Annotated in this window: 9 protein-coding genes and 1 tRNA gene; 4 read left to right on the top strand and 6 right to left on the bottom strand. The window is 62.8% G+C overall.

From position 1 onward, the window contains the following. Positions 1 to 239 precede the first annotated feature (239 nt). Positions 240 to 638: a hypothetical protein gene (locus XALGPE39_RS15545; protein WP_152624831.1), complete on the top strand. Its 399-nt coding sequence runs from the start codon at positions 240 to 242 to the stop codon at positions 636 to 638. Positions 639 to 994: 356 nt separating this feature from the next. On the opposite strand, the gene thrC is transcribed toward XALGPE39_RS15545, so the two are convergent. The 6 genes from thrC to XALGPE39_RS05670 form a co-directional block, all read right to left on the bottom strand. Then, positions 995 to 2299 carry a threonine synthase gene (gene thrC, locus XALGPE39_RS05695; RefSeq protein WP_045727346.1) on the bottom strand — a complete coding sequence of 435 codons (1305 nt, stop codon included), beginning with the start codon at positions 2297 to 2299 and terminating at the stop codon, positions 995 to 997. A gap of 574 nt (positions 2300 to 2873) precedes the next feature. Then, a complete protein-coding gene (locus XALGPE39_RS05690; RefSeq protein WP_045729001.1) occupies positions 2874 to 4532 on the bottom strand; it encodes a tannase/feruloyl esterase family alpha/beta hydrolase in 1659 nt (552 codons plus the stop codon). Between the two features lie 631 nt (positions 4533 to 5163). Further along, positions 5164 to 6084 (bottom strand): homoserine kinase, encoded by a 921-nt coding sequence (locus XALGPE39_RS05685; protein WP_045729000.1) that lies wholly within the window; start codon positions 6082 to 6084, stop codon positions 5164 to 5166. Between the two features lie 44 nt (positions 6085 to 6128). Beyond that, positions 6129 to 8630 (bottom strand): bifunctional aspartate kinase/homoserine dehydrogenase I, encoded by a 2502-nt coding sequence (thrA, locus tag XALGPE39_RS05680; RefSeq protein WP_045727345.1) that lies wholly within the window; start codon positions 8628 to 8630, stop codon positions 6129 to 6131. Between the two features lie 493 nt (positions 8631 to 9123). Further along, positions 9124 to 9402: a hypothetical protein gene (locus tag XALGPE39_RS05675; RefSeq protein WP_045727344.1), complete on the bottom strand. Its 279-nt coding sequence runs from the start codon at positions 9400 to 9402 to the stop codon at positions 9124 to 9126. Positions 9403 to 9849: 447 nt separating this feature from the next. Next, positions 9850 to 9926 (bottom strand) — tRNA-Arg (locus XALGPE39_RS05670). A 223-nt stretch (positions 9927 to 10149) separates the two neighbouring features. On the opposite strand from XALGPE39_RS05670, the gene XALGPE39_RS05665 reads away from it, so the two are divergent. The 3 genes from XALGPE39_RS05665 (at position 10150) to XALGPE39_RS05655 (ending at position 12814) form a co-directional block, all read left to right on the top strand. After that, a complete protein-coding gene (locus XALGPE39_RS05665) occupies positions 10150 to 11682 on the top strand; it encodes an aldehyde dehydrogenase family protein (RefSeq protein WP_045727343.1) in 1533 nt (510 codons plus the stop codon). A 71-nt stretch (positions 11683 to 11753) separates the two neighbouring features. After that, positions 11754 to 12044, top strand: a complete 291-nt coding sequence (locus tag XALGPE39_RS05660; protein ID WP_045727342.1) for a DUF4190 domain-containing protein — start codon at positions 11754 to 11756, stop codon at positions 12042 to 12044. After that, positions 12041 to 12814 (top strand): class I SAM-dependent methyltransferase, encoded by a 774-nt coding sequence (locus XALGPE39_RS05655; protein WP_045727341.1) that lies wholly within the window; start codon positions 12041 to 12043, stop codon positions 12812 to 12814. Before XALGPE39_RS05660 ends, XALGPE39_RS05655 begins: the two co-directional genes overlap by 4 nt. Positions 12815 to 12819 lie beyond the last annotated feature (5 nt).

Here is a 12819-nt window from a genome sequence, read left to right as displayed (position 1 = left end):
AGAGTTGTCCAACACTTTTTTATTTCGCACACCCAGCCATTACCGAGAGAAGATCAACCAAACATCAGATTGCCTTATCCATATTTGCGTGCGCTCATTGCGAAAAATGCAATCACGCATTGCACACCGTCCTATAAAGTTAAGTAAACGAAACCGAGCCGCCCGCGAATGCCGCGCATTTGCGGATTTTTCTGCACGTCGCTAATACCGACTTCACATCCAAACCAAAGAAAATGACAATGAAAATTGACTCTAAATACATGAAATTACGAGCATTTATTTTGTGCACCATGCTCGCCTTAGCTGCTGGCACTTCGATCTCCGCCAATGCGCAACAAATTCCGGCTGGCCCGTATATTGTCACGCACCTACTAAATTACAATCCAAGCGCAAAAGCAATGCTGATCTACACAGCAACTGGGATTTTTTGCGTCCCCTTGAGAACTGGAACCAGTGTGCGCGGCCCGTTCTTGACGGTCGGCATCTCGGATCACAGCGAATTTTATGCTATGTCTTCGCCCTACTGCGCTGCCGGTAGCGCGATAAATGGACTTTCTACTGAAACAGTATTCGACCGTTTCATTCCATCCGTGTACCTTGTTGTGGGCAGCAGTGACATCAGAACGGCTGTTAGATAATCACTGAGTCAGCGCTGATTCGCGCCCCGTGGATACATGTTCCCTCGGGTACGCCAAACAGACGGCGAGGCGACCATCCGGCTCGCCTCGCCGCTCCGCTTGACTCAACACAGACGATGGTCACTCACGTGGACCGCGCTTTGTCGCGGTACACGTCGCGACCTGCCAGCAGGCCACTGCACCGGGCGCTTCGAAACATCGAATTATCTGCGGCCAGCGACTTGATGCTCCGCGCCTATGCGAGCGGACTCCATGGTAGCGTCGACACGCGCGATGGACGGCAGCGCACATCTGCGCATGCCGCGTATCGCCCACCACCTCACCCGCACGCGGCCGACCGGCGAGCGCTTACTGACTCACATGCCCGCCAGCAGGCGAGCACGTAGCGCGGCATAGTCCGGCGCGATCGGCTCGGCATAGGCCGGGCGCTGCAACAACTCGGCCAATGCCGCTGGCACCGGCACCGGCTGTCCAATCAATGGCTCCACCACCGCCTCGAATTTGGCTGGATGCGCGGTCGCCACCACGGCCCAATCGCCGGCATCGGCCTGCGCTGCCTCGGCACGCAACTGCTGTAGCACGTGCAGGGCCGTCGCGGTATGCGGACAATGCACCTCGCCATAGCGGCGGAAGCGCTCACCGATCACCTGACGGATCTGCGCATCGTCTACCGAATATGCCCGGAACTGTGCGCGCAACGCCGCATCGTCGTCGCGATACAACCACCGTAACCGTTCGAAATTGCTTGGTGCGCCGACATCCATCGCATTGGCGAGGGTGGCGATGCTGGATTGCGCCGCATATACCGCACCCGCGAAATACTCCGGTAGTACCCGATTGGCGTTGGTCGCCAGCACGATCTTGCCCAGCGGCACACCCAACCCACGCGCCAGAATCGCCGCCAACGCATTGCCCAGATTGCCGGTCGGCACCACCAGATTCAGAGACTGCCCATGCGCGGCGTGATGGGTCAGCGCCGCATGTGCGTAATAGCTCATCTGCGGCAACAACCGCCCCATGCTGATGCTGTTGGCCGAACTCAGAGGCACCTGCGCCTGCAACGTGGCATCGTTGAGGGCCTGCTTGACCAGAGCCTGGCAATCGTCGAACGAACCGGCCACGCGCAGCGCCTGGATGTTGTCGCCGAAGCAACCCAACTGGTGCGCCTGCCGTGGCGACACGCGGCCATCCGGATACAACACCACCACGCGCAAGCCAGGCTGACGATGAAATGCAGCCGCGACGGCGGCGCCGGTATCGCCGGAGGTCGCGACCAGAATGGTCAACGGCGTCGTGGCCTCGCGCCGCAAGCGCGTCAGGCAGGCGGCAAGAAAGCGCGCGCCGAAGTCCTTGAACGCGGCGGTCGGCCCATGGAACAACTCCAAGGCGTGATCGCCCGGGGTGGCCAGCGCTTGCAGCGGCGCAGCGAAATCGAATGCCTCGGCGCAAAGCGTCGGCAATTCTGGCGCCAACGCATCGCATTCAAAGAACGGTGCCAGCAACACTGCCGCAGTCTCGGCCAAGCGAGCGCCTGGCGTTAACCCCCTCGCTGGCGGCAGGCGCTCAGGGACGTAAAGGCCGCCATCGGGCGCCAGACCGGCAGCGATGGCTTGGCTGAGCGAAACGGGTGGCGCGGTATGACGGGTGGAAATGAAGTTCATTGTGATCCATGAAAAAAAGACGCGACCAAGACGATCTATACCGCTTTTGCCCTGCACTGCCTCTGCGCAGCAGGCACGGCGAACGGAAAGACCCGATGGCGCTTGAAGCAATTTTTGCGCAGCACGGTGAATAAGATGCGCCGCCATTGGGAACCAGCATCGGGCCCAAAGACCTCGCGCATGTATCACTGACACTCGCCAATTGCGAACGTTACCAGATGACGCGGACACGGTCTTTGCCAGGACCACTCTGAACTGGCCAGACGCGCCACAAACGCGCGCTTAGCCCAGCGCGAAACGGCTTTATCGCGGCATGTCAAACAACGGACATCAGTAGACAGCGCCGATCTCGCGCAGGGAGGTGCCGCCGCCGCGGACGGCTACTGCGGCGGCATGGCGACCGCATCGTGCGCCCGACTTTTTTGCGTATCCACTGCGCTTGAGGGAGGCCAGCGCCTACTTGTCGGCAGGTGTGTGCCGCCCTACCTGCAACCAATGCCACAAGGCAAGCCGCCACCAGTATTGGCCGTGCGGCGCACACTGCGACAGCACGCACGCAGGCGCGGCCGTGCATTCAAGGTACGAACGCGCCACGCGGCCCGTCCACACAGACGAAGTTCTGTGCATCGTTGGGGCTACCCACACCGATCCAGAGCGCGGATTGCGGATAGCGACACAGCGGCCGAGTACGGACCACACCTTTGCCAGGATCGTCATCGACATACTTGGCTGCCACGATGCGCTCCGGCGCGACGCCTTGTTCAACCCATGCTTCCAGCGCGGACAGCACATCGTGCTGTGGATCAATGGCTAATCCAGGCGGCCCATAGAGCGCACCGAAGGCAGAAGTGCCAGGCCCACCAGTGAAGTGCCCCATGCCTGGAACCAGAAACAGACGGAAGAACTGCTGGGTCTGTGCAAGCGCGTCCCCGGAGCTTTTGGTCTGGCTATTGCCCAGGCTTTGTCTGGCAACGACAGATTCATAATAGGTGATCGCCCCGCGCGGCGGAATCACCGAATCCTCCCAACCAATGTAAAGGATCAATTTACCGTTGCGCGCGCGAAAGCCGCTCAAATCGGGGGAAGTAGCGTCAATCACACTGGCAAGCGACTGACCGTTGATCGGCGTGCTTTCGGCGCGGGCGACATCGGTTCCGAAATTCACTTGCGTATGGTCGAAGGCAGTACCGTTGCCAAACACCATGTTCGCGAAGAACTGGTTGGCAAGGATCGAATGGCCACCGCCGGGGACAGCCGCGTTGCCTGTGACATACGTGTCCCACAACCCCGGAGTGGCGACGGCGAACGGCTCAAATCCATAGTAAATCCGTTGACCGGTCCGCGGATCGACCGGGCCGTCCAGGATCGCCGAGAGGGTCTGGATCTGCGGCGCGGTGAGACAACTGCTGGTCTCGGCACCTGAGCACAACAACACACTAGGATCGAAATGGCATCGGCGTGGATCATTGACCACACCGTCGGCAGTGTGGTCTTTCGCATCGCATTGGGCGAGCGCCGCCGCCTGGATAGCCGGCAGCTTGGCAGCAGAGAGGGTTGCAGCCGAACTGGCGAATTCGGCATCTTCCGACCATAGCCAAGAGAACGCGTTGTGGATCCAAGCATTGGACGGCGCATCGGCGATGACACCATCAAAGGCCTGCGGAAAGCGCTGCGCCGCAATCAGCGCATCACGGCCGCCATTGGAAGCACCGAAAAAGTACGAGTAGCGCGGCGGGCTATGCGTATAAGCTGAAACCACCGACTTTCCACTCGAGATTGTGACGGCCAGCGCCTGGTAGCCCCAATCGATGATTTTCTGCGGGTGACCGAGCGCAAACGACGCATCGCCAACCGATCCCGTGTGACCGCCATCGGTGGTTGCGGTCGCATAACCACGCCGCAAAGCGAAACCGAGCGACTTATATTGAATGGTCCCGGCAAAGACGACTGTGCCGACCTGTAAGTATTTTTGGTTCCAGCCAGACGACGGCATCCAGACCTCGAACCCAATCTGCGAATCCTCCACAGGCCGCGCCACTCCAACAACGCGACAGAACGCCGGCAGCTTATCGATCACGCTGCCATCCGGAGCGGTAAAAGTACCCGCGGGCACATCCTCGGCGGTGGTGATCGTCGTGGACGGCAGTGTCAGCCTGAGCAAATCCGAGCATGCGGCCGACGCAGAAGCTGCCACCGACAACGCAACAACGCCTGCCACAACACTCAGCAGCAATCGTGAATATCTTAAACGCACCATGACAATCTCCTTTCCGCGATAAACCTGAGCAGACACGTTGATCAGGACGTCTTGCACCTGCACAGCAGCGGCCATGCAATTGATGCAATAAAGTTAAAAACAGAATCAGAGTGACTAAGAAAACGCCCAGATTCGCTATCGTGTGGGCGGGGACCGCGCGCAGGAACTGCGGCGCACAGGGGAGACTGAGGCTTCTGACAACTATCTGCGTTCATCCAGCGACGACGCAGGCGTTTTACTCATTACTCTTATACGCTGCGCAATGTAAAAACAGCGTATGCAGCGATGTGCTTTTCGCAGATCTCCACGGGCTTCGCGAAATAATGACCAGCCACGCCATCAAAATACGATGCGATGAATTGAAGTACGTCCACACTGCATAATCAACCTGATCGAGCCGGCGCAATCCGTCGCACGGCCCATCGGCGCATGCTCAATGCGCAAACCAAGCAACGACACGGCACCTGCCAAGCAGCGCTGGTCTGCCAACGCAACGCCGTCGGGCACATGGTGACGCTGCAGCCGCCTTCACGTCAGGCGGCCTGTTTTTACTCGGCAGCCAATGCCGCCACAGAACAGGCGTAAAGGCACCGTCGGCACGCACGGGCTACAACAGTCTGGCACCCTGGCAATTCAACGGCGATACCCAATGCTGACTCTCGAAACCGGCCACAGCAAATGCCGCCTGCACTGCCGGTGCCGCCGCCTCTGCCTCGGCACGAGTGGCAAACCAGGCGAATACGCTCGGACCAGCGCCGGAAATGCCCGCACCCATCGCACCGGCGGCCAACGCGGCAGCCTTGGCTGCATCGAAACCGACGATCAACGGCGCGCGACGCGGTTCGATCAGCGTATCGCGCAAGCCAGCGCGTACCAGCGCCGCGTCGCCGGCATGACAGCCTGCCAGTACCAGCGCCAGATTGGCACTTTGCGCGACGAATTCGCCGAGTTGGTAGTCGCCAGCCAACGCGGCGCGGGCGCGGCGGGTCTCCAACACGGCATCCGGATGCACCAACAAGCTGTACCATCCCGTCGCCACCGGTACCGGCACCATCCGTTGCAAGGTGGACAGCACCAAACCACCGAGGAACATCGGCCCGAGATTGTCGCCATGCCGACTACCGCTGGCCACGGCCTCGCCATCGAGCGCGTACTGATAGAGCTGGTCCCGCGACAAGGGCGTATCCAACAACGCATTGGCCGCCACCAACGCCGCAACGCACGACGCCGCCGAGCCGCCCATGCCGGAGCTGAGCGGAATGCCCTTGTCGATCTCCAGCTCGAACCCGAATGGCAAACCCAGCGCCTCGCGCAGCGCGATCAGCGCCACACCGGCGGTATTGCGCGTGGCCTCCAGCGGCAACACCGCGTTGGTGCCACGGATCGCAGCAATGCGCACCTCGGGAGCAGCGATACGACGCACGCTGACCGTGTCGCCGACGCCTTCCAACGCATAGCCCAGCAGGTCGAAGCCCACCGCCACATTGGCCACCGAGGCCGGGGCGAAAGCGCGTGCCTGTTGCCGCATATTGTCCAGCTTCGCAGCGCCCGCCTGATCGGTTTTCACGTTGCTCACAGACGCGCGCCCTCGCCCGCCGCCACCCGCAGCAGGTCGGCAAACACGCCCGCAGCGGTAACTTCCGGACCGGCGCCAGGGCCCTGCACCACCAATGGATTGGCGCAATAGCGGCGGGTCGTGAACTGGACCACGTTGTCGGTCAAGCGCAGATTGGCGAAGGCATGATCGGCCGGCAGTTCCACCAGGCCAACGCTGGGCGTGCGTCCCGGCGCTAGTTGCGCCACGTAGCGCAGCACGCAGCCGCGCGTCCGAGCTGCCTGCAAGCGCTGCGCGAATGCGGCATCCACTTCGTGCAAACGGGCCATGAAATCCTCCACACTGGCCTGACGCAGTGCTTCGGGCACCAGGCTCTCCACCGCCACCTCCTCCAGGCTCAACGCATGCCCGGCCTCGCGCGCCAGGATCACCAACTTGCGCGCCACGTCGGTGCCGGATAGGTCATCGCGCGGATCCGGCTCGGTGTAGCCCATGCCGCGCGCTTGGCTGACCAACTGCGAGAACGGCACGCTGCCATCGTATTTGTTGAACAACCAGGCCAGCGTGCCGGAAAAGATGCCCTCGATCGCGGTGACTTCGTCGCCGGTATCGACCAGATCGCGCAACGTGGTGATGACCGGCAAGCCGGCGCCAACCGTGGCCTCATAGCGGAAGCGCGCGCCACTGCTCTGGGCGGCAGCGCGGATCGCGTGAAAGCGCGCCAGTGGGCCGGCGCCCGCCTGCTTGTTCGGTGTCACGACATGGATACCGGCAGCCAGCCAGTCGGCGTAGCGATCGGCCACATCGGCACTGCCACTGCAATCGATGATGACCACATGCGGCAGATGTGCCGATAGCAGATGCGCGGTGAACACATCCAGATCGGTGGGTTGCTTGCCGGCCGCCAACGCTTGCCGCCAATCGCCGGCGAAGGCGCGCGTTTCCAGCCGCATCGCGCTGCGCGCGGCAATCGCGCGCAGGCGCAAGTCGAGATTGGCCTTGGCCAACAGTTGCGACTGCGCCGCGTGCAATTGATCGAGCAGCGCGGCGCCGACATTGCCCGGGCCGATCACACCGACCGAAAACGTCTGCGGCGACAACCAGAAGCCGGCATGCGCGGCGCGCAGCGCCTTGGTCGCGTGTGCGCTATCGATGGCCACGGAAATATTGCGCTCCGACGAGCCCTGCGCGATGGCGCGGATATTGACCTGGGCGCGGCCCAGCGATTCGAACAGACGTGCGGCCACACCCGGTTGCCCGGTCATGCCGTCGCCGACCGCCGCCAGCACACTGATCCCGGTCGTGAGCTGCACACGTTGCACCTGCCCCACCGCCAGTTCATGGGCAAAGGCCGACAGTACGGCACTGCGCGCGCGTTCGGCCTCGTGCTGCCGCACCACGCAGCAGATCGAATGCTCGGAGGATCCTTGCGAGATCATCACCACCGACACCCGCGCATTGCGCAGCGCGGCGAACACGCGCTCGGCGGTCCCGGGCACACCGATCAAGCCGGTGCCTTCGAGATTGAGCACGGCCAGGTCCGGACTCAGCGTAAGGCCCTTGATCGGTCCGCTGGTGGCGCTGCTGGCGGTAATCCGCGTGCCGGGGTGTTCTGGCTGAAAGGTATTGCGAATGATGATCGGCAGGCCGCGCTCGATCGCCGGCGACATGGTCTGCGGATGCACCACCTTGGCACCGAAGTAAGCCAGTTCACAGGCCTCGTCGTAACTGAGGGTTTCCAGTTGCACTGCTTCGGGTACCACGCGCGGGTCCGCCGAGAGCACACCGTCGACATCGGTCCAGATGTGCAGCTCGTCGGCATCGAACAGGGCAGCGAAGATCGCTCCGGAATAATCGCTCCCGTTACGGCCAAGCGTGGCGATGCGTCCGGCACGGTCGCGAGCGACGAAGCCGGTGACCACGATGCGCTGCTGTGGATGCTGCGCGCGCCACTGCGCCAGACGCTGCGCGCTTGCGTCCCAGTCCACGTCCACGCCGAGTTCGCCGCGATCGACCACCAACACCTCGCGCGCATCCAGGATCGCGCAGTCCTCGCCTAGCGCACGCAGATGCTCGCCGAGCAATTGCGCCGAATACACCTCACCCAAGCCCTGGACACGCTCCAACACTTCGCGCGGCAGTTCGCCGATCACCGCCAACGCGGCGAGGATCTGCGCCAGATGTTCGAAACGCGCATCCAACCATTCCACCGTGGTGCCAGCGAGTTCGCCGAGCAGCGCCACGGCGGCGGCGCGATGCCGGGCACGGGTCTGGTGCCAGCGCTCGCGCCAGTCGGCGTTTTCGCGCACGGCCAGTTCCGCCAGCTCGATCAGGGCATCGGTGACACCCTTCATCGCCGACACCACCGTGATCTGTAGGCCCTCCCCGCGCGCCAGCAACAGTTGCGCGACATGGCGATAGCACTCGGCATCGGCCACCGAGGAGCCACCGAATTTATGGACGACGGTATGCGCGGCGAGCGCAGGTGCTGGGACAGACGGGACGGCGGCGGACGACATGGGAGACCTCGGAGTGGAGGCCCCGCTCGCCTCAGGCTGCGGAATTTCCCCGCATCCTGATCCGGGTGCGGGGCCGTGGTGTTCGACAGTTAGGCGAAGACGACGGACCGCACCGAATCAATGGTGTGGGTGGTAATCCCCGTGGTAATACCCGCACCGTGCCCTGCCGCGTGCCGAAACAAACGCGGGATAAAAGCGACGATGCGAGCGCAGACCATAGGCATTGCCGATAAGAGGACATCATGCGCAGGGGCGCTGTCAAGCCATGCGTCATTACCCTGCTGCACGTCACATCCAGCCGAGCGAAACGGTTGCAAAAGCGACTATCGTTCGCAGACTACGCGAATGCCCGGCCGACACCGCACGGCCACCGCAAGCATGGCGTGCGCACTGTCGGTCATGCCCGTCTACACGCGCACACCCCATGCCGAGCTGTCCCGACATGGGATGCGCGCATGGTGAGGGTGATACAGCCGGGATGACGCGAGAGGCGTCAATGCTTCTGGTGATCCGTCGGCGGCGCTTGCTGCGGATCAGCGGGCTGCATACCGCTCTGGGGCGCATTGTGCTGCTGCATCGCTGCCTGACCCGCGTCGGTTGCGCTGGATTTGCCCGAGGGTTCTCCACTGCTGCCGCTGGCCTGACTGCCATCGGCGGTGGCAGACGGCGGCGCGGTGCCCTGGTCTGGAGCGGGCGTGCCGTCATCGCGGTGACAGGCGACCGAGGCCGCCAGAATCGAACCGATCATTAGCGTTTTCAATATTCTGCTCATGAGTGACTCCTGCTTCGCATTCGTACACGTGATTGGAGGCTCGCACGGGAATGGCCGATATGGCCAGACGCATTCCTCGCCGAAGCGACGACCACCGAGGCATCGGCGGTGTTTGCCATGTCCTGTCCATGTCGTGCAGGCAAGGCGTCTGCGGCACACGTGGCGGCAGTCGACCCGCGCATCATGTTGTCCACCATGATCGAAGCGACGCGCGATCGCATGCCAATGCGTTGCGGCGCTGCACTTGGCGGACACGCGCAGGATAGGTAAAACGATGCTCAGAGCGCGTCTGCACAAAGTGTAATTGGCGTTATCGCGCTAGCTGCGGCATGCCCAGCCAACGACACGCACGCATCTGCGCATGCGATGCCATGCGCGCACAGCGACAACTCTCGCCGCATTGGCGTGGTCCCACCACACAGAGCAGGAAAACCACACGGAAAAAGATGGTGACCCCGGCGCGATTTGAACGCACGACCTGTCCCTTAGGAGGGGACCGCTCTATCCAGCTGAGCTACGGGGCCATAAGGCTTTCCGGGCATCTATCGGTAGCAATGTGCTATTTCTGTGCTACCGCCAATCCCGGCTGTCGCCCATTGTAACGGATGGGATTTTTTTACGTGCCACAGGCCAGGCAAGCTAAAACAGGGCGGGCAAGCCCAGTCTGCTAAAATGACGGATTGGTCACACCCTGTGCCCGCACGCTTGCGGTCGCCGTCCCTGTCGCCTCGATTTCCAGGAGATTCCATGTCCGCTGATTTGCTGAAGGCGCTGGGTCTGGCCGCATCCAATGCTGGCACCTATCTGGGCAACGGCGAGTGGTCCAGCGCAACCGGCGCGAGCGTACTGCAACCGCTGAATCCATCCAGCAATGCGCTCATCGCCGAGGTTCAGGCCACCACGGACGCGGACTACGAGACCGTGATCGCCCGCGCGCAAGCCGCATTCAAGCTGTGGCGCAGCACACCGGCACCGCGTCGTGGCGAGGCGGTGCGACTGTGCGGCGAGGCGCTGCGCGCGCACAAGGATGCGCTGGGATCGCTGGTCGCGCTGGAGATGGGCAAGAGCAAGCCCGAAGGCGACGGCGAAGTGCAGGAGATGATCGACATCGCCGACTTCGCGGTCGGGCAGAGCCGCATGCTCTACGGCTACACGCTGCATTCGGAGCGTCCTGGCCACCGTATGTACGAGCAGTACCAACCGCTGGGCTTGGTCGGCATCATCAGCGCGTTCAACTTCCCGGTTGCGGTGTGGAGCTGGAATGCGTTCCTGGCGGCAATCTGCGGCGACATCTGCATCTGGAAACCCTCCAATAAAACCCCGCTGACCGCCATCGCCGCGATGAAGATCTGCAACGCGGCGCTGCGCGATGCCGGCTTCCCGGACATCTTCTTCCTGATCAACGACGCCGGCACGGCGCTGGCCGAGCGCCTGGTCGAGGACACCCGCATCCCCCTCATCAGCTTCACCGGCTCCACCCAGGTCGGGCGCCGCGTCGCCGAGACGTGTGCGCGACGGTTAGGCCGCTGCCTGCTGGAGCTGGGCGGCAACAACGCGATCATTCTCGAGGAAAGCGCCGACTTGAAGCTGGCGATCCCCGCCATCGTCTTCGGCGCGGTCGGCACCGCGGGCCAGCGCTGTACCAGCACACGCCGATTGATCGTGCATGCTTCCATTTACGACGCTGTCCTGGCGACGCTGGTCAAGGCGTACAAACAGGTCGAAGGCAAGATCGGCGACCCCACCGACCCGGCGAATCTGATGGGGCCGTTGAACAGCCGCGGCGCGGTCGAACAATTCCTGACGTCAATCGCCAAGGCCAAGGCCGCCGGTGGCACCATCGAGACCGGCGGCATCGCGCTGGAGCGCCCGGGCAACTTCGTGCTGCCGACAATCGTCAGCGGGCTGAAGAACACCGACGCCATTGTGCAGCAGGAAACCTTCGCGCCGATCCTGTACGTGATGAAATACACCACACTCGAAGAAGCCATCGAGATGCAGAACGGCGTACCGCAGGGGCTGTCCTCCTCGATCTTCACCCAGAACCTGAAAGCGGCGGAGACCTTTCTATCGGCGGCCGGCAGCGACTGCGGCATCGCCAACGTCAACATCGGCACTTCCGGCGCCGAGATCGGCGGTGCTTTCGGTGGCGAAAAGGACACCGGCGGCGGCCGCGAGTCCGGCTCGGACGCCTGGAAGGTGTACATGCGCCGGCAGACCAACACCATCAATTATTCCGATTCACTGCCACTGGCACAGGGCATCAAATTCGACCTGTGACCGCGCGAACCTCGCTCTCGTAGTTCACGAACACCCTCCCATCCCATCCACACATGCAAGGAGCAACACCGATGAGTCAGATACGCGAAACCAATTCACTCGCTGTCGTCAGTCTGGTCGCCGGCATCCTCGGCTTGACCTTCTTACCGCTGCTCGGCAGCCTGGGCGCGATCATCACCGGACACATGGCGCGCGCGGAAATCCGCCGCGATCCGCAGCGTTTTGAGGGTGACGGCCTGGCAGTGGGTGGACTGGTGCTGGGATGGACGGTGGTGGCACTGGGGGTCATCGCGCTGCTGGCCATGCTGGCATTCGTGCTGTTCTTCGGCGGGTTAGCCTGGTTCGCGAGCACACATGTATGAGCATCGACGCCGCCGACCCACAACACCGCTTCAGCAACCGCGTCGATGACTACGTGCGCTATCGTCCGGATTACCCACCGGCGTTGATGGCCTGGGTGCACGGCGCGCTAGGCGTGGCACCGACGGCGCTGGTGGCCGATATCGGCGCAGGCACTGGCATCTCCACCCGCATGTTTCTACGCGCTGGGCACCCCACCCTCGCCGTGGAGCCGAACGTGGCGATGCGTCGCGCCGCCGAGACGATGCTGCACGACACCCCAGGGTTTCGCGCCATCGACGGCAGCGCCGAAGCCACCACCCTGGCCGACGCCAGCGTCGATCTGATCAGCGCCGCGCAGGCGTTCCACTGGTTCGACCCAGTGGCCGTGCGCCGCGAATGGGCACGGGTGCTGCGTCCAGGCGGGCTGACACTGGTGTATTGGAACACCCGCCTGCTCGACGCCACGCCGTTTCTACAAGGCTACGAACAACTGTTGCTCGACTACGGCACCGACTACAGCGCGGTCTCAGAACGCCACCCGGACGATGCGACAATGCACCGTTGGTTCGGTGCCGGCTTGCGCGACAGTGCGCAGTTCCCCAACCTGCAACGTCTGGATTTCGACTTCCTACGCGGGCGGCTGCTGTCGTCCTCGTATGCGCCACTTCCCGGACACCCGCGCCATGCGCCGATGCTGGAAGCGCTGCGCGCGCTGTTCGACCAGCATCAGGCAGACGGCACGGTCGACATTCATTACCACACCCGCGCTTTTGCCGGAACGCTGAACTGACCACA

Source organism: Xanthomonas sp. GPE 39 (genome assembly GCF_000963005.1).
In the GTDB taxonomy this organism is placed as follows: domain Bacteria; phylum Pseudomonadota; class Gammaproteobacteria; order Xanthomonadales; family Xanthomonadaceae; genus Xanthomonas_A.
This window is presented reverse-complemented; position numbering and strand designations above follow the sequence as displayed.

Coding starts and splice junctions, on each gene's coding strand:
- XALGPE39_RS15545 (WP_152624831.1), top strand. CDS start 240: ATGAAAATTGACTCTAAATACATGAAATTACGAGCATTTATTTTGTGC.
- thrC (WP_045727346.1), bottom strand. CDS start 2,299: ATGAACTTCATTTCCACCCGTCATACCGCGCCACCCGTTTCGCTCAGC.
- XALGPE39_RS05685 (WP_045729000.1), bottom strand. CDS start 6,084: ATGCGGCAACAGGCACGCGCTTTCGCCCCGGCCTCGGTGGCCAATGTG.
- thrA (WP_045727345.1), bottom strand. CDS start 8,630: ATGTCGTCCGCCGCCGTCCCGTCTGTCCCAGCACCTGCGCTCGCCGCG.
- XALGPE39_RS05675 (WP_045727344.1), bottom strand. CDS start 9,402: ATGAGCAGAATATTGAAAACGCTAATGATCGGTTCGATTCTGGCGGCC.
- XALGPE39_RS05665 (WP_045727343.1), top strand. CDS start 10,150: ATGTCCGCTGATTTGCTGAAGGCGCTGGGTCTGGCCGCATCCAATGCT.
- XALGPE39_RS05660 (WP_045727342.1), top strand. CDS start 11,754: ATGAGTCAGATACGCGAAACCAATTCACTCGCTGTCGTCAGTCTGGTC.
- XALGPE39_RS05655 (WP_045727341.1), top strand. CDS start 12,041: ATGAGCATCGACGCCGCCGACCCACAACACCGCTTCAGCAACCGCGTC.